The sequence below is a fragment of the Novosphingobium kalidii genome (assembly GCF_040534015.1).
Taxonomy (GTDB): Bacteria; Pseudomonadota; Alphaproteobacteria; order Sphingomonadales; family Sphingomonadaceae; genus Novosphingobium; species Novosphingobium kalidii.
The window spans coordinates 50,380-72,120 of record NZ_JBEWLY010000017.1 but is presented as its reverse complement, the minus strand read 5'-3'; the positions used below and the strand labels follow the sequence as shown (position 1 = coordinate 72,120).

Here is a 21,741-nt window from a genome sequence, read left to right as displayed (position 1 = left end):
TCAACCAGATGGTGACTCGAGCGTGCTGCGAATGCCTGCGATCAGCGCTGGATCGTTTGTGAGTCGGCTTTCCTCTTCGTCCAGAATCGCGAGGAAGGCTTCTCGTTTGAATTGGTCCAGTTCCTCTACTCCGATCTGCCGGTCCTCCACCGCTGACGCGACGAGATCGATCAGCCGCTGGGCACCGTGCAGACGGCCCCACAAGTAGTCGTGTTCGCGATAGGCGCGGCTGAAGAATGCTCCGAAGTTGTAGAACTCGGTGCCGCGCAGTGATCCGTGGCTTGGGATGGCATGGCAGTCGTCCGGCGAGATCCGGTCCACTTTCGCCGGGTCGAACTCGTTGGTGCCCTCGCCGCGCAGTAGGGGCAGAGTAACCGTGTCATAGAACGGGAAGCCGAGATACGCGAGGAGCAGGCGCCTGCGTGATGCCGGGGACATTTCGCCCAGAGCAGCTGCAATCATAGCGTCCACCTTGGCGTCGAGGGCCGGGAGGCCTCGCTGGTTAGCTATAAAGGCGATGACAGCGCGCGGGTCCTTGAACGCGTTTGCTGCAAGCTCGTCGAACTCAGGCCCTAGCGCGCATACTGGCTCCTTCGCCTGATACAGCGCCAGCCCCTCGTAGATGATGCCGAGCATGTGATCGGCAGCATTCTCGTCCGGCTCGCTATCGGCGAACTTCTCCTCAATCGCACGGCGAGCCAGAAGCCGAAGCCTGCGAATGCGGAAAGCCAAGTCGTGTTCCCGAAAGAACTCAACCGCGTGGGACGAGGCACCACCGCGCAAGGCGGAGAGCCGGTCGAGACCTTGTGTCGCCAGATGAGCCGCAAGCGCGTCGCTAACGGGCTGGCGCGATCCAAGGGACGGCGCTGCTTGCACGATGATGCGCGCAAGCATGGCGAGAATGCCTGCAAACTTCACTTGCGAATAGCCGTGGTACGCGAAGCCCGCCTGTTCCCAGGCAGCCTGCTGTGACTTAGCGCGCCAGGTGCTCAGGCGCTTTGGCGTGGGACGGCTCAGGAACAGGGTCCGCCCGAACAACCTTTCGACGGCGTCCTCTATCTCTGGACGCAATGAATCGACAATCGCCCGCAGCGTCGCCGTTTCCTGTGAGGCACTTTCAAGTGCTTCCAGGTTGTCGCGGATCGGCTGTTCCCGAGGAATGGCGGAGACAGCGCCAAAGATCGTGGCGATGAAACCGGGCGGTTCATTAGGGTCACGCTGCTCGCGTGGGAAAGTGTGGTGCGGAGTGGGGTCGATATAGACGAAGCGTCGATCCACTTCGCGGTGCGCCGGGCGGTCGCGCAGAACGGCCATGGCGTCCGCGAAAGGTGCGTTGACGAGAACGGAACCATCGATCAGCGCAACTTGCTCCAGATCATCCTCTCGCGCGTGCTCGGGCATGATTCGGGTGAGGAATGCATCGCGGCTCTCCCACGAGAGGTCTTCCTCCTGGGCCAGAGTTTCGATCTCCGCCACTTGCAGCGGTGGGAAGGCGCCCGGGAAACTCGACGTTGCGCGGGTGGCGAAGACCAGATCCAGCAGCGGGGCGAGCGGCTGACCCGGTTTTCCCGGAGTGATCCCGCGAAAACCGATGGAGAGGCGGTGCTCGCTTTCATAAACAAGTTCGGGAGAATGAAGGCGCAGCGGTCGTAGCTGGCCGCCGAAGTCGGTCGCCGTCACGAACAGATCGATCGGGTGCCCGGGCGGGAGCAATGGATCTCCGGCCGGCTGATCCGCCATTGCGCTCAGCGCCCGCGTGAACAGGCGTGAGAGGCCGATGCCGCTGAACGGCGGCTCGAACCAGCGTGAGCGGATCAGACGGGAGAGCTTCTCGCGCACTTCCTCGCGCGTCTCAGGCGAAACCGAGCTGCTCACCCCGTTGCCGGGGCGCTGCAGGAGATACGACACGGCCGGCATCATCCAGAACTTGGCGGTGCGCGCACCCGGCTTCGCATCGGGGTCGAGCAGGATGTCGATGTCGGCTTCGGAAAGCCACAGCTCGGTCAACGGGTCCAGCGATTGTCCGGAATGGATCGCCTGCGCCAGGAATACCGAGTTGATCCCGCCAGCGCTTGCTCCTGCGACGATGTCGGTCATGACCGAGATGCAGTGACCGTGCTCGTCTCGCAAGCGCTCCAGCAGTCGTCCATAGACGCCCTCGCTGCTCTCGCTGTTGGTCTCCCCCGCATGGAAGCACCTGCTGGCGCGCAGCAGCTTCCACAGCTCCTTGGTGACCCCATGCATGTAGACTGCCAGGCTTATCCCACCATAGCAGACGAGCGCGATCCGCAGTTCTTTGTGCCGCATCCCTCTGCATCTAGTAGCATCTGAGCGCTTGGCAATTGCGTTCGCGCAATGTTCCGGATAGGCGTGCGGGATGGTCAAGCCCAAACGCCGATTTGTCTGCCAGGCCTGCGGCAGCGTCTCAAACCGCTGGCAAGGGCAATGCGCTGACTGCAGCGAGTGGAACACGCTGTCTGAGGAAGCGCCGCAGACGGTGTTCTCGTCCAAGCACGACCTCTCCTCAGGCGGCCGGCCGATCCGCTTCGAGCCGCTGGACGCGCCGGGTGAGAGGCTGGTTCGGCGGACCAGCGGGCTTGCCGAGTTCGATCGCGCTCTGGGTGGTGGTCTCGTGCCCGGATCTGCCATTCTCATGGGCGGCGATCCCGGCATCGGCAAATCGACTCTGTTGCTGCAAGCGGCCGCACATGTCGCCAAAGCGGGAGGGGACGCCGTGTATGTGAGCGGCGAGGAAGCGGCGGGCCAGGTAAGGCTGCGGGCGGAGCGGCTTGCCTTGTCTGACGCGCCGATCAGGCTGGCTGCGGCGACCTCGGTCCGCGATATTCTGACGACCTTGGGCGGCATGGCTCCGCCAGCGCTGCTGGTGATCGATTCCATCCAGACCATGCACTCCGATCAGATCGAGGGGGCGCCCGGTACTGTCAGTCAGGTGCGCGGCTGCGCCTTCGAACTGATCCGGTATGCCAAGGAAAACGGCGTTACGCTGGTTCTCGTGGGCCACGTCACCAAGGACGGTTCGATCGCGGGTCCGCGCGTGCTCGAACACATGGTGGACGTGGTCATGAGCTTCGAGGGCGAGCGGAGCCATCAGTACCGCATCCTGCGCAGCATCAAGAATCGCTTCGGACCTGTGGACGAGATCGGCGTTTTTGCCATGGAAGGGCAGGGGCTTGCAGAGGTCGGCAACCCTTCGCTGCTCTTCCTTTCCGGACGCGACGAGCCGGTCGCCGGCAGTGCCGTGTTTCCTGCCATGGAAGGCACGCGTCCGGTGCTGGTCGAGATCCAGGCGCTGATTGTGCGACTGCAGAGCGGCGCAACTCCGCGACGGGCGGTTGTTGGTTGGGACACTGGACGGCTGGCGATGCTGCTTGCAGTCCTGGAGGCGCGCTGCGGCCTCAATTTCTCCAACGCCGAAGTCTATCTCAACGTTGCCGGTGGCTACAGGCTGGCTGATCCGGCCGCAGATCTCGCGGTTGCCGCAGCTCTTGTCTCGGCGCTCGGAGATAAGCCCCTTGGCGGTGATGTCGTCTGGTTCGGCGAAGTTTCCCTGGCGGGGGAAATCCGGCCCGTCGCCCATGCCGCTATCCGCCAGCGCGAAGCCGCCAAGCTGGGCTTTGGGCGGGCCTTCGGTCCGGCCAGCTCGGGAGGAGCGCCGGAGAAGGGCTTGCGCTACGACGGGCTGACGCTGCTGCCGAACCTCGTTGACCGGGTGCTTTCGACTTCATAAAGTGGCGGGCAGATGACCGGCTTCGATATTGCAGTTCTCCTGCTTGTGGGGATGGGTGCCGTTACCGGCTTCATGCGTGGCTTTGTGCAGGAGATCCTTGCGCTCGTCGCCTGGATCGCGGCAATCCTCGCCATCCGTTTGCTGCACACGCCGCTGAATGCGGCACTGGCGCCGCATATCGGCACCGAGTCTGGCGCCGCGGTGCTGTCCTTCGCTTTGCTGCTCATCGTGCCCTATGCCCTGATGAAGCTGATTGCCAACTGGGCAGGGCGGAGAAGCCGAAGCTCAGTGCTGGGTCCGATCGACAGAGTGCTGGGATTTGGGTTTGGCGCAGTGAAGGGCGTGATCATCGTCGTTCTTGCCTTCTCTGTGCTGGTGCTGGGCTACGATACGGTTTGGGGCGCCGGTGGCCGTCCAACGTGGATCACGCAGGCCAGAACTTATCCGTTCATTGACGCCGCCAGCAAGTCGCTCGTCCAGCTGATCGCAGAACGCCGGCGCGAGGCCGCGGAGGCCGAGATAGCCTCGCCAAGTGAAAGCGAATAGCTGCATGGCCTCGGCAGCGCTCCTGTACACGCCTGACGTTCTCGCGCTTGCTACCAGCTTGGCCGCCTACCCGCTCAACGATGACTTGCGGTTGCGAGCCGACGCACGCTCTCGCAGCTGTGGCAGCACGCTGACTTTGGGGTTGTCGCTTGACAATGACGGCCGCATCGCCCGTGTCGGGCTGCGCACCCAAGCCTGCGCCATCGGGCAAGCGTCGGCGGCGATTTTCGCCCAAGGCGCGCAGGGTCGTAGCGGCACCGAGGTAGCGACAGCGGCAGAGGCGGTGACCCGCTGGCTGGCTGGAGAAGCAGAGCTACCGGACTGGCCGACCCTGGGCGAGATTGCTGCGGCGCGCGACTATCCAGGGCGGCACGGTGCGCTGATGTTGCCGTGGACTGCGGCGCTGCAACTGCTTTCCTCACCGCGCGACCAGAGCTAAGGCCCGGCCAAGAGCAACTTGGGGGAAGCGGAGAGAATGGCTGAAGCAGTCGCCGGAAAGCCTGGCCATCTCGAGCCGAGTGCGTCCGATATCCGCCTGGTGATCGCGGCATCTTCGGCCGGAACAGTGTTCGAATGGTACGACTTCTTCATCTATGGAACGCTTGCGGGGCTCATCGGCCGCGCGTTCTTCCCGGCGGATAACGAGACCCTACAGCTTCTCCTGGTCTGGGCCGGGTTCGCGGTCGGGTTCGGGTTTCGTCCACTCGGGGCGATCCTCTTCGGCTATCTGGGTGACAAGCTTGGCCGCAAGTACACCTTCCTCGTCACGGTCACGCTCATGGGCATAGCCACTGCGGGCGTCGGTCTGATCCCTTCGGCTGCCACTATAGGCATTGCCGCGCCGCTGATCGTCATCGTGCTGCGCATCCTGCAGGGCCTGGCCTTGGGCGGAGAATACGGTGGCGCCGCTATCTACGTGGCCGAGCATGCGCCAACGGACCGGCGCGGCTACTACACGGGCTACATCCAGGCGAGCGTAGTGGGCGGGTTCGTTCTAAGCGTCATGGTGGTGCTGGCCTGTCGGTTCCTCATTCCTGCTGATGCATTTGCGGAGTGGGGCTGGCGGTTGCCGTTCCTGCTCAGCCTCGCACTGCTGGCAGTCTCGCTCTACATGCGGCTCAAGCTCAACGAGAGCCCCGTTTTCAAGGCGATGCGCGAAGCCGGAGAGATCGCCGGAAACCCCTTTGTCGAGAGCTTCACCTACCCGGGCAACAAGAAGCGCATCTTCGTTGCGCTCTTCGGTGTGACGGGCGGGCTGACGACGATCTGGTACACCGCTTTCTTCTCCAGCCTCTCCTTCCTCAAGGGACCGATGCGCGTGGATGAGACGGCGGCCGAAATCGTGGTCGGTCTCGCCGGCCTGATCTCGATGGTTTTCTTCGTGATCTTCGGCAAGCTTTCGGATCGCGTCGGCCGCAAGAAACCCATCATCTGGGGTGACTTCCTCACGCTGCTGCTGCTCTTCCCCGTATTCTGGGGGCTCGGGCACTTCGCCAACCCCGGCCTGTCGCAAGCAGCGGACCGTGCGCCGGTGGTCATCTCGGGATGGGATTGCAGCTACGATCCGTTCGCCTCCGAGCAGGCGACAAACTGTGGCAAGCTCCTCGCCGATCTCACCGCCATGGGCATTCCGTATGATCTCGACGAGGCAGGACGCACCCCGGATCTGCAGATGGCGATCGGAGAGCGCCGTTACGCCCTCGACGGAGAAGACGCGCTTGCCTGGGCCGACAATGCCGCCAGAATGGCAGACTTGCGAAGTCGCCTGGAAGCGGCAGGTTACAACTTTTCGAAGCAGGTGCCGCCGCTTGGCAGTCTCTTGATGATTGGAGCGCTGCTGCTTCTCCTGGGCGCCTTGTCAGGGCTGACGTACGGCTCGGTTGCGGCGCTGCTGACCGAAATGTTTCCTCCCAAGATCCGCTACAGTTCGATGTCGATCCCCTACCACATCGGAGCAGGATATTTGGGCGGCTTCCTACCGCTGATCGCAAGCTATATCATTGCCAAGACCGGGAACGCCTACTCTGGCTTGTGGTACACTTGGGTTGTCGTTGCCGTCGCGCTGGTGGTCGGCATGTGGGGGCTCAAAGGTGGACCGCCGCGTGAATTCGAAGATGATGCCTGACACCCGTCTGGCGCCGCCCCCGGCGGCGCTGAGGCTCGCCATTGATCGTGATGCTCTGCGTGGGAACTGGCGCGAACTGAAACGGTTGTCCGGCGCGGCAAGCGCTGGCGCGGCCGTGAAGGCGAATGGATACGGACTGGGCGCGCGCGGTATTGTGCCGGAGTTGTTGCAGGCGGGGTGTCGCGATTTCTTCGTGGCGCATGCAGGAGAGGCTGCGTCCTTGCTGGATCTGATCGATCCGGCCGCGCTCAGCGTGCTCCATGGTCCCGTCAGCGATGCGGATGCGCAGTGGCTGAAAGCGGTCGGCGTAAAGCCGGTGATCAACTCGCTCGTGCAGGCGCGACGGTGGCACGACGTGGGAGGCGGGCGGTGTGATCTCATGGTCGACACCGGGATCAATCGTCTCGGACTGCCGATGACGGAGCTTGGCGATGAGGCTGTCAGCTCGCTTGAAGTGGACGTGCTGCTCTCCCACCTCGCTGCGGCGGAGGAAGAATCACCGCTCAATGCGCTGCAGCTCGGCCGCTGGCGCGAAGCACGAGCCGTCGTACCGCACCGGCGCGCCAGTCTCGCGAACAGCGCGGGCATCGCACTCGGGGCCGAGTATCACGGCGATCTGACCCGGCCTGGCCTGGCGCTTTATGGCGGCATTCCCTGTGAGGCTCTTCGCGGAGTGATCCGACAAGTTGTGCGTCCCCAGGCCGCGATCATGCAAGTGCGCGAAATCGGGCCGGGCGAGGCTGTGGGCTATAACGCAACGTACGTGGCGCAGCAGCCGATGCGGGTCGGAACGATCGCGCTTGGCTATGCCGACGGATACTTGCGCTGCTGGTCCGGCAAGGGCCTGCTGCGGGCAGGCGGGTCCGTTCTTCCTGTGTTGGGGCGCGTCAGCATGGACATGACCGTGATCGATCTCGGGAATGCGCCGGACCTGAAGGAGGGCGACTGGGTCGAAGCCGGGTACCACTTGCCCGACGCTGCAATCGCGTCCGGCCTTTCGCAGTATGAGTTGTTGACCCTGCTCGGCGCGCGTTTTCAGCGCTGAATTTCTTTGCTTTTGTTGCGGCGATGCTGCGCAGCAAAATGGTTGCACCGCAGCACGCTGGGGTGTTAGCTATCAGTCGATAGAAAAAACCGGGGAAAAGTGATGGCTGATGCGACGGATGGCGGCGAGACGGTAATCATCAAGAAGTACGCCAACCGGCGGCTCTACAATACGCGATCTTCGAGCTACATCACTCTGGAGCACCTCGCGAACATGACACGCGAAGGCATCAATTACAAAGTGCTGGATGCCAAGAGTGGAGTCGACATCACGCACACGATTCTTACGCAGATCATTATGGAAGAGGAGTCCAACGGCGAGCAGATGCTGCCGGTGAACTTCCTTCGCGAATTGATCGGCATGTACGGCAATTCGATGCAGTCGCTGATCCCGCACTACCTGGAAGCTTCCATGGAGAATTTCCGCGCGAACCAGTCGAAACTGCACCAGGCGTTCGAAAACAGCCTTGGCAACAATCCTCTCGCCAAGCTGGCCGAACAGAACATGGCGATGTTCAAAGCCGCTGCGACGGCCTTCATGCCCGGTGCCGAAAAGCCCCAGCAACCTGCGCCAGAGGGAGAGTCGGCAAGCGACCTTGCTGCGCTGCGTGAGCAGATGGCCGACATTCAGAAGCGTCTGGACGAGCTCGGCAAGTAAGCTGAGCACGAATGCACCGGGTTTCGCGTCCTGCCGCGCGCATTCTCCTGCTCGATGCCGCCGGCCGCGTGCTTCTGTTCCGCTTTGATCCGGCGGGGCGTCCGCCTTTCTGGTGTACACCTGGCGGAGCGCTCGATCCGGGCGAGAGCTACGAGGAGGCGGCACGGCGCGAATTGTGGGAGGAGACTGGTATCCGCGCTGATCCGGGTCCGCAGATCGCTCGCAAGATGGCTGAGTTCATTACCATCGAAGGTGTTCCCGTCATTGCTGATGAGCGATACTTCCGGGTTGTGCTCCCCCCGGACGCTGACCCGGGGAGCATCGACACGGGCGGACACACCGAGCTCGAACGAGAGGTCATGCGCAGCTGGCGCTGGTTCACGCCGGATGAACTGACCGTGCTGGACGAGCTGTGGTATCCTGAGGACCTGCCGGATCTTCTTGCGGCTCTTGTTTGAACCTGCGCGCGAGTGCGGCTAACAGCGGCTGCATGAATCAGAGCCCCGCCATTCGCCATGCCCTCAACACCAAGCGCGAAGACGATTTCGCCCAATGGTACCAGGAGGTGATTTCCGAAGCCGAAATGGCAGAGGAGTCCGGCGTGCGCGGTTGCATGGTCATCAAGCCGTGGGGCTATGGCATCTGGGAGCGGATCCAGCGCCTGATGGATGATCGCATCAAGGCTGCGGGTGTGCAGAACTGTTACTTCCCGTTGTTCATCCCGCTCTCCTACTTCGCGAAAGAGGCAGAGCACGTCGAAGGCTTCGCCAAGGAGATGGCGGTGGTCACTCATCATCGCTTGGTCAGTGACGGTAAGGGCGGGCTGACCCCGGATCCCGAGGCAAAACTTGAAGAGCCGCTGATCGTGCGGCCCACGTCCGAAACCGTAATTGGTGCCGCGATGTCGCGCTGGGTGCAGTCCTGGCGGGACCTGCCGCTGCTCACCAACCAGTGGGCGAACGTCGTGCGATGGGAGATGCGCACGCGCATGTTCCTGCGCACCAGCGAATTCCTTTGGCAGGAGGGCCACACCGCCCACGCCGATCGCGATGACGCCATGGTCGAGACGCTCCGAGCGTTGGAGATGTATCGTGACTTTGCCGAGACGGAGCTGGCGATGCCGGTGATCGCCGGCGAGAAGCCGGAGAATGAGCGCTTTCCCGGTGCTGTCGCAACCTATTCCATCGAAGCGATGATGCAGGACGGCAAGGCGCTGCAGGCTGGTACGTCGCACTACCTCGGGACTGGTTTCGCGCACGCCGCCGGCATCCAGTACCAGGACAAGGAAGGCGTGCAGCAGTACTGCCATACGACGAGCTGGGGCACGTCGACGCGCATGATTGGCGGCCTCATCATGACGCATGGTGATGACGACGGGTTGCGCGTACCGCCCATGGTGGCACCGCACCAGATTGTCGTGTTGCCGATGCTGCGCGACGGTCCTGAGGATGAGGCGCTGCTCGCTTACTGCGCCGACCTCACCAAGGCGCTATCGGCGCTCACCGCGTTCAGCGAACCGGTGCGTGTTCTACTGGACAAGCGGCCCGGAAAGGCCACGCAGAAGCGTTGGTCCTGGGTCAAGAAAGGCGTGCCTCTGGTGCTCGAGATCGGCGGACGCGATGCAGCGGGCGGTCAGGTGTCGATGCTACGCCGCGACCGCCTGTGGAATGCAGCGGCGAAGGCGAACTTCGTGGGTCTCGCCAAGGACGAGTTCGTCGCACGTGCCGTCGCCGAGTTGGAGGACATCCAGGCGTCGCTCTTCAATGAAGCGAAGGCGAAGCGCGACGCCAAGATCGAGAAGGTCGATAGCTTCGATGCGCTGGCGGCTTTCTTCTCTGAGGACAAGCGCTACCCAGGTTGGGCTGAGGTGGTGTGGTCCCGCCCGTCGGGTGCGGAGCTTGACGCCGTTGTTCAGCGGCTGAAAGCGCTCAAGCTCACCATCCGCAACACCCCGATGAACGGTGCCGAAGTTTCCGGACCCTGCATCTTTACAGATCGCCCGGCGGTTGAGAGGATATACGTCGCAAGGGCGTATTGAGCCCAGGCGGGGGCAGCACATGTTGAAGGCGATCAAGTACAACCTGACGCACCTTACCGATTTTGGCGGGCGTGACAGCCGCTCTACCTTCTGGCTCTACGTCCTTTTCCTGGCCTTATTGCATACAGCGATTTCACTCCTCGTTTCCGTGCCCATCGCCGGAAGCATGATGGGCGACGCCCTCGTGCGGGTGCAAAGAGGGGCTAGCGAGGCGGAGATGCAGCAGCGGCTCTTCGAGCGGATCGGCGACATCATGCGGTTCAGCATGTGGCTGTCGGCCGTTCTTTCGCTTGCGCTCGCGGCGCTCCTGGTCGCCGCCTTCGCCCGGCGATTGCACGATTCCGGGCGGCCCGGATGGATCGCAGTGGTTGCGGCGGCGATGCAAGTTCTGGCGGTGATCATGGCGCTTGCGACCATGGACGACGCTATTCGCATGGTCGCGCTTGCGCAGACCGGCGATCTGGAGGCGGTTGAGGAGCTCCGGGGGCAGTTCCTGTTGCAGGGGCTTCTCGGGTGGGTTCCCCTGATTCTGGTCGTGGTGTTCGGTATCTGGCCCTCAACGCCGGCCGACAACCGCTATGGGGCAGCGCCGGCGGCAGATTGAGGAGCCTTGCCATTGTTGCAGGAGTGTTCAACCTTGCGGCATGCACAATCTCCTGATTCCCTTCGCATCTTGCGCCCTTGTTCTCTCCACCGGTGCCTTGGCTGCCCCTGAGAAGGGTGACGTCTCGCAAGCGCGCCTGCGGTCTGACGTGGAAAAGCTCGTTTCCTTCGGAACGCGGCACACTTTGTCCACGCAGACCGACCCCAGACGCGGGATTGGCGCGGCTGTCCGTTGGGCTGAGGCGGAGTTCCAGCGCACATCCAAGGCTTGCGGCGGCTGCTTGACGGTTGCCGTCCCCGAGACGATGGCAAGTGGCCCGCGCATTCCCAAGCCGGTGCGCCTCGCTGATGTCATAGCGGTCCAGCGCGGCACCGAACGACCCGACGAAGTGGTGATCGTGCAGGGGCACATCGACAGCCGCGTGTCCGACGTCATGGATGCAACGAGCGACGCACCGGGCGCCAACGATGACGGTTCGGGCAGTGCTTTGGTGCTGGAGGCCGCTCGTGTGCTCTCGCAGCGCAAGTTCCCGACCACGATCGTCTACGCCTTGCTCTCCGGCGAGGAGCAGGGGCTGTATGGTAGCAAGCTGTTGGCCGACTACGCGCAGAAGCAGGGCTGGAAGCTCAAGGCCGTGCTGAACAACGACATTGTCGGCAACAGCAGCGGCTCCGATGGCCTCGTCGATGACGCACACGTACGGGTGTTCTCCGAAGGCCCGCGCGCGGACTCCACTGACGCCACTCGCGCAGCGGCTCGCCGCTTCGGGGGTGAGAACGATAGCCCCAGCCGAAACCTCTCACGCTTTATTGCTGATCTCGCGGAGGATGCATCTGCGAATGGAGGGCTGGCAGTTCGTCAGGTCTGGCGCGCCGACCGCATGGGACGCGGCGGTGACCAGTTGCCGTTCCAGGAAGCAGGCTATCCGGCCGTGCGCTTCTCTGTGGCGATTGAAGACTACGAACACCAGCATCAGGACCTGCGGACCGAAGACGGTGTAAAGTTCGGCGACACGATCGACGAGATGGACTTTCCCTATCTCGCTAAAGTCACCCGCCTCAACGTGGCGGCTCTTGCAGCGCTCGCGTCCGCACCGATGCCCCCTGCGCCGAACTTGGAGGGAGCAGTCCAGACGTATACGGACGTCAAGTGGGAGCCCGTTCCCGGCGCGCGCAGCTATGCGGTCTGGCGCCGGCGGACTGACGCGGCCGAATGGGAGGCGAAGCCCGTGGTGGCCGGCCTCACCACCACCAGCACCCGGCTCGACGGGGTTCGCGGGGACGACTGGCTGTTCGGTGTCAGCGCAAGCGGCGCGAATGGTGCGATGAGCCCGATCGCGGCTGCGGTGCCGGGCGGAGCCTTCGTGCCACTGGAGGAATAAGGCCGCCCGCTTGTGCGCAGCCATTGCGGCGGAGCAGGTGTGTTCCTAGATCGGCGGCAATGCCTGTAATGCACGCCCCTGGCCTTCCGTCCCGTCAGCAGATCCTCGATTTCATCAAGGATTCCCCCGAACCTGCGGGCAAGCGGGAGATCGCCCGCGCCTTCGGGCTGAAGGGGCAGGAAAAGATTCAGCTCAAGTCCTTGCTCAAGGATATGGCTGAAGAGGGCCTGATCGACGGCAAGCGCACCGCCTATCACCGCATGGGTGGCGTTCCGAAAGTGACCGTGCTGCGGGTTGTGGATATCGAGGACAGCGAGGCGATCGCGGTGCCCGATACGTGGCAGCCCGATGACGCCACGCCCCCACCGCGCATCCGTCTGATCGAGAAGGGCTCCGGAAGACGCCAGCAGCCGGCGCTTCGCAAGGGCGATCGCGTGCTGGCTCGCACCGAGGAGAGCGGGGGCAATTGGCGCGCCTATCCCATGAAGAAGATCGCCGCGCGCGAGGATCAGGTTCTGGGTGTCGTGGAGATCGACCTCGCCGGCAAGGCCTGGCTCGCACCGGTCGACAAGCGCATTCGCAACGCCGTCTCAATTGCAGACCTCGGCGGCGCGGAGAACGGCGAGCTGGTTCTTGCCGAGCCTGCTGGGCGCTCGCCCCGATCGGGCGTCAAGGTCACGCAAGTCCTAGGCGAACCGCTTGCTCCGCGCGCCTTCAGTCTGATCGCCATCCACAAGCACGGCATCCCCAACGTCTTCACGCAGGAGACGGTGGACGAGGCCGGACGCGCTGCTCAGTTGCCGCTCAGTCCCGATCATCGCGAGGACCTGCGGCATCTGCCGATCGTCGCCATCGACCCCGCCGATGCCCGCGATCACGACGACGCGATCTGGGCCGAACCGGACGGGGAAGGCGGCTTTCACGCCCTCGTCGCCATTGCCGATGTGTCATTCTACGTGCGCCCTGGCGGAGACGTGGACCGCGAGGCGCGTAAGCGCGGCAACTCGGTGTATTTCCCCGATCGCGTGGTGCCGATGCTGCCGGAGGTTCTCTCTGCGGACGTCTGCTCGCTGCGAGCGGGTGAGGACCGCGCCGCGATGGCGTGCCACTTGCGGATCGATGCGAGCGGTCGCGTCACAGAGTGGCGCTTCTCGCGTGCGCTGGTCCGGATCGCGGAAGTGATCGCCTACGAGGAGGCGCAAAGGCGGATCAATGCTGCCGAGACGGAGGAACTCACGCCTTCGTCCAAGCAGGAGCAGCCCGCTGCCGATGCCGTCGAGATCAGCGTGCTGCAGAACTTGTGGGCGGCATGGCGTGCCCTGGCCACCGCGCGCCAGAACCGCGATCCGCTCGAACTCGAACTGCCAGAGCGGCGCGTGATGCTGGATGAGGCCGGTCGGATCGCTGAGATCGCGGTTCGCGAGCGGCTGGACGCACACCGCGTCGTCGAGGATTTCATGATCGCGGCCAACGTGGCTGCGGCCAAGGCGCTGGAAGCGAAAGTCGCGCCAGTGGTCTATCGCGTGCACGAACCGCCGAGCCGCGAGAAGCTGGTGACGCTCAAGGATTACCTCGCTACGTTCGATCGTAAGCTGGCGCTCGGGCAGGTGGTCACGCCGACCTTGTTCAACCGCATCCTCAAGGACATAGCGGACGAGAGCGAGCGCGCCCTGATAATGGAAGCCGTGCTGCGCAGCCAGACACAGGCGTACTACGGCCCCCAGAACGCGGGCCACTTCGGACTGGCACTGGCGTCCTACGCACACTTCACCTCGCCGATCCGGCGCTACGCGGACCTGCTGGTTCACCGTGCGCTGGTTGACGCGTACGGACTGGAGCAGCCCGCACCCAAGGCGGACCTGCCGAAGACGTCCGGACTGTCAGAACGGGATCGCGATGATCTCTCCCGAGTCAGCGATGCCATCAGCCAGGCCGAGCGGCGGGCGATGGAAGCCGAGCGCGAGACAATCGATCGCTATGTGGCAGCCTGGCTCTCCAGCCGGGTTGGCGAAGTCTTCGACACGCGGGTCACTGGTGTGCAGAAGTTCGGCTTCTTCGCCACGATCTTGGGGCTGGGTGGCGATGGACTGGTGCCTGTCTCCACGCTTGGCGACGAGCGTTTCCACTATGATGAACGGGCGCAAGTGCTGGTCGGCGAGGAAAGCGGCACCCGCTATGCCCAAGGCGATCGCTTGCGGCTCCGCCTGGCAGAAGCCAACCCGCTGACCGGCGCGCTGAAGTTCGAGCTGACGGAGGGTGGCTCTTCACCTGTCGAGCCACGTGGCAAGCCAATGCCGCTGAAGAAGCACGGCAATCATCTCGTTGGCAAGCGGGGGCGGCCCGGCAACATCCGCCATCAAGGCAAGCGCAAGCGGTGACGCCCCCGAGCCGGCGAGCTTAGCTCAGCCGGTCGATTTCCGCTTCATCCAGGTGGCCGGGAATCACGAAAACGGGGCAGGGCATCTTGGGGCCAAGGCCGGTGAAGTGCGAAACCAGTGGCCCTGGTCCGCCTTCCTTGGCCGTGGCGAGGACAAGCGCGGAAACCTCGGGGTGCCCGTCGATGTATTCACGCACAACCTTCACGTCCTCCCCCATTAGCACTGAAATCGCGGGCATCTTGCCGCCTTGCGACAGGAGGTTGCCGGCTGCTGCGGTCACGAGAGTCTCTGCACGCGAACGCGCTTCCTCTTCGATGGTGGCCTGCACTCCGGCAAAGGCGTTGAACGGCTGTGGCGGGACGAGGGCGATAAGATGGACACTCCCGTCGGTTTGCGCCGCTCGCCTGGCTGCATAGCGCAAGGCAACGAGAGCCTCTTCGGACTCGTCGACGATGACGAGATAGACGCGCATTGATCTTTCCTCCTGGTGCGGCGGCATATCGGATTGTTTCTACCGCGTTGCAAGCAGCGCCTTTACCGCACTCGCGAACGCAAGCGACTTGCTCCTGGCTGCCATTTTGTCCAAGGACTGCGTAGGCACTCCCCGCCAAGAGGAACCGCTTTTCGCCATGCCGATCCAGATTAAGATGCCCGCGTTGTCGCCCACGATGGAAGAAGGCAAGCTGGCGAAGTGGCTCGTGAAGGAGGGGGATACCGTCTCGTCCGGCGACATCATGGCCGAGATCGAGACGGACAAGGCGACCATGGAGTTCGAGGCAGTCGATGAAGGTACCGTCGGCAAGATCCTCGTTTCAGAGGGTAGCGAGGGCGTGAAAGTCGGGACTGTCATTGCCGTGCTGGCGGAGGAGGGCGAAGACCTCTCCGCAGTCGAGAGCAAGAGCGCGGAAGCGGAAAAGCCCTCTCAGCCGACAGGTCCTGCGCCTTCAGAAAAGCCCGCAGCCAAAGAACCAGCACCGAACGAAGCCGCGCCTGCACCGACACCCGCATCGGCGCTTGGCGCCGCTCCATCCCAAACTGAGGAGGGACGTATCATCGCATCCCCGCTTGCCCGCCGGCTCGCTGCCGAAAAGGGCGTCGATATTGAAAGTCTCACCGGCTCAGGACCTCGCGGTCGCGTCGTCAAGGCCGACGTTGATGCTGCTCAACCCGGCACGAGCAAGCCGAAGGCCGCGAGCACCGCACCGGCGCCGGCCCCAGCCCCGGCCAACGACACGTCCGCTCCTGCCGAGGCAGCTTCGGTAGAGATGGCTGACGAGACCAGGGCTTTGCTCGACGCGCGTGTGCCTCATGCGGTCGAGAAGCTTTCAGGCATGCGCAAGACCATCGCGCGCCGGCTCGCACAGTCGATGCAGCAGGCGCCGCACATTTATCTCACCGTCGATGTGCGGCTCGACAAGCTATTGGCGATGCGGGCCGAACTCAACGACGCCCTTGCCAAGCAGGGCGTGAAGATTTCCGTCAACGACATGCTCATCAAGGCGCTGGGCAAGGCGCTGGTCGATGTGCCCGAGTGTAACGTCACATTCGCGGGCAACGAGATGATCAAGTACACCCGGGCCGACATTTCCGTGGCGGTGAGCATCCCCGGCGGACTGATTACACCCATCGTGCAGGATGCGAGCGGCAGATCCTTCTCCGAGATCGCCAAGGCGACCAAGGACCTCGGCGCACGGGCCAAGGAAGGCAAGCTGAAGCCTGAGGAATATCAGGGCGGCACGGCCTCGATTTCCAACATGGGGATGATGGGGATCAAGCAATTCACAGCCGTCATCAACCCTCCACAGTCCACCATTCTGGCAGTTGGTGCGGGCGAGAAGCGGCCGTGGGTCATGCCCGATGGGCAGCTTGGCGTCGCGACCGTGATGACGGCGACCGGCAGCTTCGACCACCGCGCCGTCGATGGCGCCGACGGCGCGCGGCTGATGGCAGCCTTCCGCGAGCATGTGGAGAGCCCACTGGGAATGGTTGCCTAAGGTATGCTTTCGCCAACGGGAGACCTGGTCATACGCGTCACTGCGATGCCCACGGACCTCAATCCTTACGGAGGCGTCTTTGGCGGATGGCTGATGAGCCAGCTTGCACTTGGTGCGGCTTCGCTGGTCACTCGACGGACCGGGCTTAAGGCAGTCGTGGTTGGCGCCACCGATTTCAGCTTCCCGGGGGTGATGCAGGTTGGCGACGAGCTTAACGTCTATGCCGAAGTGGCGCGCAAGGGCCGCACGTCGATGACGGTGATGACTCGTGGCTTCGGGCGGGCCCGGGCCAGCGAGGACCAAGTCGAAGTTGCGAAGGGCACGTTCACTTTCGTCGTACTCGATGCGAACGACAGCCCGTGTCCAGTCGATGCGGTTGCGCAGGTCGTCTGAGGTGACGCAGCAAAGACGGGATCCGGTGGTGCGCGTGACGGCCATGCCGGCCGACACCAACGCTTACGGCGACATCTTCGGCGGCTGGCTGCTCAGCCTGATGGATTCGGGAGCTGGCCTTTTTGCAGCCCGGTATTCACGAGGGCGAGCGGTGACTATCGCGCTCGACGGCATGCAGTTCCACCTCCCGGTTGGAGTGGGGGACGAGGTCTCCGTCTATGCCGAACTCAAGCGGGTGGGGCGATCCTCCATGAGCATCGCTGTTGAGGCATGGCGCCGGCGCCGCACCGAAGACGAGGAAATCAAGGTAACAGAGGCGACGTTCACGTTCGTCGCCATCGACGATGCGGGCCGGCCCCGCGCTATCGAGCAGGAGTAAGATACCAGTGGCAGACACCTACGACGTCATCGTTCTCGGCTCTGGCCCCGGCGGCTATGTGGCAGCGATCCGCGCGGCGCAGCTCGGGCTCAAGACGGCCATCGTGGAGCGTGAGCGGTTGGGGGGCATCTGTCTCAACTGGGGCTGCATCCCGACCAAAGCGTTGTTGCGGTCGGCCGAAGTGCTGCACCAGATGAAGAACGCCAAGGATTACGGCTTGGCTGCGGAAAACATCACTGCCGATCTCGATGCAGTGGTCAAGCGGTCGCGCGGGGTGGCTGACAAGCTTAACCAGGGCGTTACGCACCTGATGAAGAAGAACAAAATTGCCGTGCACATGGGCACCGGCAAGCTGTTGGCGCCGGGCAAGCTGGAAGTCACTGGCGAAAAGGGCACAGAGACGCTCGAGGCCAAGCACATCATCATCGCCACGGGCGCGCGCGCGCGCGAACTTCCGAAGGCCAAGTCGGACGGCGAGCGCATCTGGACGTACCGCCACGCGATGACGCCCAAGGAAATGCCAAGCAAGCTGCTGGTGGTCGGCTCCGGGGCGATCGGCATTGAGTTTGCCAGCTTCTACAATGACATGGGCGCTGACGTGACCGTGGTTGAAATGATGGACCGCATCGTGCCGGTCGAGGATGCCGACGTCTCGGCTTTCCTGGAAAAGCAGCTCACCAAGCAAGGTATCAAGATCAAGACCAAGGCCAATCTCAGCGCGATTGAGAAGGGCGCTGACAATGTGAAGGTCACGATCAAGAACAAGGACGGCAAGGAGGAAGCGGCCGAGTTCAGCCACGTCATCGTGGCGATCGGCATCGTCCCCAATGTCGAGAATATAGGTCTGGAAGACCTTAACATCGAACCCGACAGGAAGTTTTTCATTAAGATCGACGGGCTCGGACGCACCAACGTTAAAGGCGTCTGGGCGATTGGCGATTGCGTCGAAGGGCCTTGGCTGGCGCACAAGGCAAGCCATGAGGGCGTGACGGCGGCGGAGGCTATCGCGCGGGAACTCGGAAATACCGAGGTACATCCGCACCCGCTCGATCGCAGCAACATTCCGGGTTGCACATACTGCCACCCACAAGTCGCCTCAGTCGGGCTTACCGAGGCGAAGGCGAAGGAAGCTGGCTACGAACTCAAGGTCGGCACTTTCCCGTTCATGGGCAACGGCAAGGCGATTGCGCTGGGTGAGCCTGAGGGCTTCATCAAGACCGTATTCGATGCCAAGACCGGCGAGCTGTTAGGCGCTCACATGATCGGCGCCGAGGTCACCGAGCTGATCCAGGGCTACGTCGTCGGCAAGACGCTGGAGACCACGGAAGCGGAATTGATTGCATCTGTCTTCCCGCACCCCACTCTCTCGGAAATGATGCACGAAGCGACGCTCGCCGCATTTGGAAGAGCGATCCACATCTAAGCCCCAACCGACTGTGTCGTGCGCTACGCCGCGTCGGCGTTGCGCACGATGTGGTCGAACACGGCGACGTGCAGCGGCTCTGCAAAGGCACAGCCGACTGCTGCGTCGCGCGTCCATCGGATCTGAGCGCTCAGGAGCTGCATACCAGGGATGCGGATACGCAGCGGCAGTTCCGTGCGCGCGCCTGGCAGGCGAGCAATGCGGAAGCCGCCGGGCGAGAGGTCCTCAAGCCGAGCAGGCGCCCATGGTCGTGATCCCTGACGAACTTCGCAGATGAGCGTGATGCCCGCACGCGGCACGCGCGGAGCCAACTCTGCGGCGGAACGCGGATCAAAGGGTTCGTGTTTCAATGTCAGCGCCTCCTCACAAAGGCCTTGCCGCGTACTCTTTACAAAGCAGTTAGCAGAGCCGCGGTGGGAACAGGATTCATCGTGTCCCCCGCTTTTCCGGCCCGAAGCATTCGAACCGGACCTGCACGTACTCGCTTCTAATTCACGGGCAGATGGTCGCTCGACGACGTATTGCCCATGTAAGCTGCCAGGAATCCTGAGGAACCCGGCGATCACAATTTAGGTCGCGACGCCCACATGTGTTCTCTCGAGAGAGTGTTGGCAAGCATGGGGCTTCTGCGATGATCTAGAACAGCTTCAGCGTGCTTTCGACACGTCCGCGATGGTGTGGCCTTCATGCCGGTCTTAAAAGCTCTCCCAATTGCCATCGACCATGGCTGCGACCGGCAGACTCGCGCCGCGGGGCAAAGAGGGCGTTACTGCTTTGGGGGCTTTCCTCACGGTCTTGGTCGTCCCGCCCGTATTGCTGATCCGGAAATGGCCGGCCTTTTCGGCGAGAGCTTCGGATTCGCCGTTCAGGTTGCGGGCCGCGGCCGATGTTTCCTCAACCATCGCTGCGTTCTGTTGTGTCGCCTGGTCCATGTTGTTGACGGCAACGCTGATTTGGCCGATCGCCGAAGCCTGAGCCAGGTTGTCGGATGCCATACCTCCGAGGAGCTGGTGCACTTCGCCCACGCCGTCGGAAATGCCGGCCAGCGCGCCGTCCACCTTCTGCACAGCGTCTACGGCCGTGACGATTTCGGTCTGCGTCAACGTCAACTGATCGCGAGCACGCTTCGCTTCCTCTTCAGCGCGCATCGCCAGTGCACTGACCAAATCTGCTACAACTGCAAAGCCACGGCCCGCGTCTCCCGCTCGGCCCGCCTCTACGGCAGCATTCATGGCAAGAACGCGGGTCTGGAAAGCGATCTTGTCGACGCCCTCGATGACCTCGTCGATGCCCTTGGCGCTTTCACGTACACGGGTCATGGCTTGCACAGCCTCATCGGCCACTACACGTCCGCCAGACACGGTGCTGATCGCTTCATCAGCGCGAGTCACGGTACGGCCGGCCGCTTCGGCCGTTGCCTTGATGCGGCCGTCGATCTGCGTCAGCGCTGCAGAGGTTTCTTCAAGGCTGGCTGCATTGCTCTCAGTGCGGCGGGCAAGATCTTCCGACGCTTGCGCGATCTCGCTCGATCCCGCACGAAGGCTGTGGGAGCTTTCGATCACCGATCCGATCAGTTCACGCAGCGATTCCAAGGCGTCGTTGAAGTTGGTCTTGAGTTCTGAGTAGGCTGGGGGGAAATCCGCCGTGATCCTGGCCGTGAGATCGCCTGCCGTCAGCGCGGCAAGGCTGTCACGAAGCGCACTGGTTATTATCTGCTGCTCGGCGGCCTCTGATGCCGCGCGATCGCGCTCCTTGGTCACGGCTGCGTCGAGGAAAGTGTCGACGGCACGAGTGATGTCGCCGATCTCGTCCTTTTGATCCAGGTTGGGAAGCTGAGTTTCCCCAGAGGAACGGGCGAGCTCTTTGATAACCCGCGCGAGGTTCTGGATCGGAGCGATGACCTTGCGTGTGATCGTGACATGCGAGAAGCCCAGAGCTGCAACGCTAGCAAGCGCTAGGATGATCATGATCAACGTTGCGGTTTGTGCGGTCTCGAGTGCCGCTGTCGTGTCCTCGGAAGCGACTTTGATCTGAAGCCCGACCAGTTCACCGATCGTTTCGGACAAGGGGTCGATGCTTTGGTAGAGTTCTCCTGCTACAAAGCGATCAAGCGCAGCGCGGTCATTGGCTTCGAGAATCTTCAGCAACCGGTCGACGCTTGCATTCGATTTCTGCATCCGCGTTTCGGCACTGGAAGCGAGCTGCTCCTCCTTCCCCTGGATTTCGGTGGCGCGGTAGCGCTGCCAAGCGGCCTGCGCCGCGCTGGCCCCTTCTCGAGCGGTTCGAGCGGCTTCTGCAAGGGAGATATTCCCGTTCCGCGCCTTGTGAGCGGAATCGACTATGCTGACGGCGTAGCTGTCGGCCACGATCTTCAGGTCGCGCATCGGCACCACCCGATCAGCGAGCACTGACCGCAAAGCGGCGCTGCTGTTCGATCCAGACCAATATGAGGCGCCCAGGAGCAATATGGTCGCCACCGCAAACATGGCGAGGCAACCCAGGAGCTTCTGCTTAATAGTCATTTAGTATCCCAAAGAAGGCTGCCCGCTCGCAATCAGGCGCCCTCAGAGGAAGCATCGCTCTCGGCGATGTAGGCATTCCCAGCAGCGCTCGTCTGCGCAAAGGCTGGTCAGAGCTGTGCCCATTATAGGACGAATACAGGGCTTCGTGTGTCGGACGGAAACTCTCGCTGCTGCCGACTGAGTTTCCTCGAAATGGGGGGAAGTGCAGATGCGCTTGACGCTGTAGCGAGTACAGCGGTTATGAGCCCTTCGCAAAGTTCGCAAAGACCATCGCATCGCATGCGCGTGGACAACGTTTTGCAGTATAGAGTTGGCGGAAGAGGAGCGATAGTGCCGGTGATCGGGCTGTCTTTCTGGCGAGTACCGCGGTGGTACAGGATCGGCCGAGCGCGTTTGTCCAGCAACGCCCGCCGAGGAGAAGGACGTAGGCGAGGAGATCGTCGTGCAGGCGACTCGCACAGGCCGCTGGATTCAGGATGAGCCGATCCGGGTCGAGGTGCTGGACCGG

Annotated in this window: 19 protein-coding genes; 15 read left to right on the top strand and 4 right to left on the bottom strand. The window is 62.9% G+C overall.

All coding sequences use genetic code 11. The features are described from left to right. The gene (locus tag ABVV53_RS11155; RefSeq protein ID WP_353984500.1) at positions 1–2,307 is read right to left on the bottom strand and encodes a patatin-like protein; all 2,307 of its coding nucleotides are present in this window, start codon (positions 2,305–2,307) and stop codon (positions 1–3) included. 70 nt (positions 2,308–2,377) lie between these two features. Here ABVV53_RS11155 and radA point away from each other — a divergent pair, with 70 nt between their 5' ends. The 11 genes from radA (at position 2,378) to rnr (ending at position 14,522) form a co-directional block, all read left to right on the top strand. Further along, positions 2,378–3,748, top strand: a complete 1,371-nt coding sequence (radA, locus tag ABVV53_RS11150; protein ID WP_353984499.1) for a DNA repair protein RadA — start codon at positions 2,378–2,380, stop codon at positions 3,746–3,748. A gap of 12 nt (positions 3,749–3,760) precedes the next feature. Next, the gene (locus ABVV53_RS11145) at positions 3,761–4,294 is read left to right on the top strand and encodes a CvpA family protein (RefSeq protein WP_353984498.1); all 534 of its coding nucleotides are present in this window, start codon (positions 3,761–3,763) and stop codon (positions 4,292–4,294) included. Between the two features lie 4 nt (positions 4,295–4,298). Next, complete coding sequence (locus tag ABVV53_RS11140) at positions 4,299–4,733, top strand: iron-sulfur cluster assembly scaffold protein (RefSeq protein WP_353984497.1); 435 nt, start codon at positions 4,299–4,301, stop codon at positions 4,731–4,733. A 36-nt stretch (positions 4,734–4,769) separates the two neighbouring features. After that, on the top strand, positions 4,770–6,419 hold the full coding sequence (locus ABVV53_RS11135) for an MFS transporter (protein ID WP_353984496.1): 1,650 nt from the start codon (positions 4,770–4,772) through the stop codon (positions 6,417–6,419). Then, positions 6,409–7,464, top strand: coding sequence for an alanine racemase (locus tag ABVV53_RS11130; protein ID WP_353984495.1), 1,056 nt, complete (start codon positions 6,409–6,411; stop codon positions 7,462–7,464). The genes ABVV53_RS11135 and ABVV53_RS11130 overlap by 11 nt, the downstream gene beginning before the upstream one ends. 102 nt (positions 7,465–7,566) lie before the next feature. After that, the gene (gene phaR / locus ABVV53_RS11125) at positions 7,567–8,121 is read left to right on the top strand and encodes a polyhydroxyalkanoate synthesis repressor PhaR (RefSeq protein ID WP_353984494.1); all 555 of its coding nucleotides are present in this window, start codon (positions 7,567–7,569) and stop codon (positions 8,119–8,121) included. Between the two features lie 11 nt (positions 8,122–8,132). Then, positions 8,133–8,579, top strand: coding sequence for an NUDIX hydrolase (locus ABVV53_RS11120; RefSeq protein WP_353984493.1), 447 nt, complete (start codon positions 8,133–8,135; stop codon positions 8,577–8,579). 32 nt (positions 8,580–8,611) lie between these two features. After that, positions 8,612–10,159 (top strand): proline--tRNA ligase, encoded by a 1,548-nt coding sequence (proS, locus tag ABVV53_RS11115; RefSeq protein ID WP_353984492.1) that lies wholly within the window; start codon positions 8,612–8,614, stop codon positions 10,157–10,159. Between the two features lie 19 nt (positions 10,160–10,178). Then, a complete protein-coding gene (locus ABVV53_RS11110) occupies positions 10,179–10,763 on the top strand; it encodes a DUF805 domain-containing protein (protein WP_353984491.1) in 585 nt (194 codons plus the stop codon). A 40-nt stretch (positions 10,764–10,803) separates the two neighbouring features. After that, the gene (locus tag ABVV53_RS11105) at positions 10,804–12,144 is read left to right on the top strand and encodes a M20/M25/M40 family metallo-hydrolase (RefSeq protein ID WP_353984490.1); all 1,341 of its coding nucleotides are present in this window, start codon (positions 10,804–10,806) and stop codon (positions 12,142–12,144) included. Between the two features lie 59 nt (positions 12,145–12,203). Further along, positions 12,204–14,522: a ribonuclease R gene (gene rnr, locus ABVV53_RS11100; protein WP_353984489.1), complete on the top strand. Its 2,319-nt coding sequence runs from the start codon at positions 12,204–12,206 to the stop codon at positions 14,520–14,522. A 19-nt stretch (positions 14,523–14,541) separates the two neighbouring features. Here rnr and ABVV53_RS11095 read toward each other — a convergent pair whose 3' ends face one another. Then, positions 14,542–14,994, bottom strand: a complete 453-nt coding sequence (locus ABVV53_RS11095) for a universal stress protein (RefSeq protein WP_353984488.1) — start codon at positions 14,992–14,994, stop codon at positions 14,542–14,544. A 157-nt stretch (positions 14,995–15,151) separates the two neighbouring features. Between ABVV53_RS11095 and ABVV53_RS11090 the strand changes: the two genes are divergently transcribed. From ABVV53_RS11090 to lpdA, 4 genes are read left to right on the top strand one after another with little or no spacing between them, the layout of a single operon-like run. Further along, on the top strand, positions 15,152–16,516 hold the full coding sequence (locus tag ABVV53_RS11090) for a pyruvate dehydrogenase complex dihydrolipoamide acetyltransferase (protein ID WP_353984487.1): 1,365 nt from the start codon (positions 15,152–15,154) through the stop codon (positions 16,514–16,516). A 3-nt stretch (positions 16,517–16,519) separates the two neighbouring features. Next, on the top strand, positions 16,520–16,909 hold the full coding sequence (locus ABVV53_RS11085; protein WP_353984486.1) for an acyl-CoA thioesterase: 390 nt from the start codon (positions 16,520–16,522) through the stop codon (positions 16,907–16,909). Next, a complete protein-coding gene (locus ABVV53_RS11080) occupies positions 16,887–17,288 on the top strand; it encodes an acyl-CoA thioesterase (RefSeq protein ID WP_353984556.1) in 402 nt (133 codons plus the stop codon). Before ABVV53_RS11085 ends, ABVV53_RS11080 begins: the two co-directional genes overlap by 23 nt. A gap of 7 nt (positions 17,289–17,295) precedes the next feature. Continuing rightward, positions 17,296–18,711: a dihydrolipoyl dehydrogenase gene (gene lpdA / locus ABVV53_RS11075; protein WP_353984485.1), complete on the top strand. Its 1,416-nt coding sequence runs from the start codon at positions 17,296–17,298 to the stop codon at positions 18,709–18,711. A gap of 23 nt (positions 18,712–18,734) precedes the next feature. Here lpdA and ABVV53_RS11070 read toward each other — a convergent pair whose 3' ends face one another. Next, complete coding sequence (locus ABVV53_RS11070) at positions 18,735–19,061, bottom strand: PilZ domain-containing protein (protein WP_353984484.1); 327 nt, start codon at positions 19,059–19,061, stop codon at positions 18,735–18,737. Positions 19,062–19,406: 345 nt separating this feature from the next. Continuing rightward, a complete protein-coding gene (locus tag ABVV53_RS11065; RefSeq protein WP_353984483.1) occupies positions 19,407–21,233 on the bottom strand; it encodes a methyl-accepting chemotaxis protein in 1,827 nt (608 codons plus the stop codon). Positions 21,234–21,741: the final 508 nt, after the last annotated feature.

Coding starts and splice junctions, on each gene's coding strand:
- ABVV53_RS11155 (WP_353984500.1), bottom strand. CDS start 2,307: ATGCGGCACAAAGAACTGCGGATCGCGCTCGTCTGCTATGGTGGGATA.
- radA (WP_353984499.1), top strand. CDS start 2,378: ATGGTCAAGCCCAAACGCCGATTTGTCTGCCAGGCCTGCGGCAGCGTC.
- ABVV53_RS11145 (WP_353984498.1), top strand. CDS start 3,761: ATGACCGGCTTCGATATTGCAGTTCTCCTGCTTGTGGGGATGGGTGCC.
- ABVV53_RS11140 (WP_353984497.1), top strand. CDS start 4,299: ATGGCCTCGGCAGCGCTCCTGTACACGCCTGACGTTCTCGCGCTTGCT.
- ABVV53_RS11135 (WP_353984496.1), top strand. CDS start 4,770: ATGGCTGAAGCAGTCGCCGGAAAGCCTGGCCATCTCGAGCCGAGTGCG.
- ABVV53_RS11130 (WP_353984495.1), top strand. CDS start 6,409: ATGATGCCTGACACCCGTCTGGCGCCGCCCCCGGCGGCGCTGAGGCTC.
- phaR (WP_353984494.1), top strand. CDS start 7,567: ATGGCTGATGCGACGGATGGCGGCGAGACGGTAATCATCAAGAAGTAC.
- ABVV53_RS11120 (WP_353984493.1), top strand. CDS start 8,133: ATGCACCGGGTTTCGCGTCCTGCCGCGCGCATTCTCCTGCTCGATGCC.
- proS (WP_353984492.1), top strand. CDS start 8,612: ATGAATCAGAGCCCCGCCATTCGCCATGCCCTCAACACCAAGCGCGAA.
- ABVV53_RS11110 (WP_353984491.1), top strand. CDS start 10,179: ATGTTGAAGGCGATCAAGTACAACCTGACGCACCTTACCGATTTTGGC.
- ABVV53_RS11105 (WP_353984490.1), top strand. CDS start 10,804: ATGCACAATCTCCTGATTCCCTTCGCATCTTGCGCCCTTGTTCTCTCC.
- rnr (WP_353984489.1), top strand. CDS start 12,204: ATGCCTGTAATGCACGCCCCTGGCCTTCCGTCCCGTCAGCAGATCCTC.
- ABVV53_RS11095 (WP_353984488.1), bottom strand. CDS start 14,994: ATGCGCGTCTATCTCGTCATCGTCGACGAGTCCGAAGAGGCTCTCGTT.
- ABVV53_RS11090 (WP_353984487.1), top strand. CDS start 15,152: ATGCCGATCCAGATTAAGATGCCCGCGTTGTCGCCCACGATGGAAGAA.
- ABVV53_RS11085 (WP_353984486.1), top strand. CDS start 16,520: ATGCTTTCGCCAACGGGAGACCTGGTCATACGCGTCACTGCGATGCCC.
- ABVV53_RS11080 (WP_353984556.1), top strand. CDS start 16,887: ATGCGGTTGCGCAGGTCGTCTGAGGTGACGCAGCAAAGACGGGATCCG.
- ABVV53_RS11065 (WP_353984483.1), bottom strand. CDS start 21,233: ATGACTATTAAGCAGAAGCTCCTGGGTTGCCTCGCCATGTTTGCGGTG.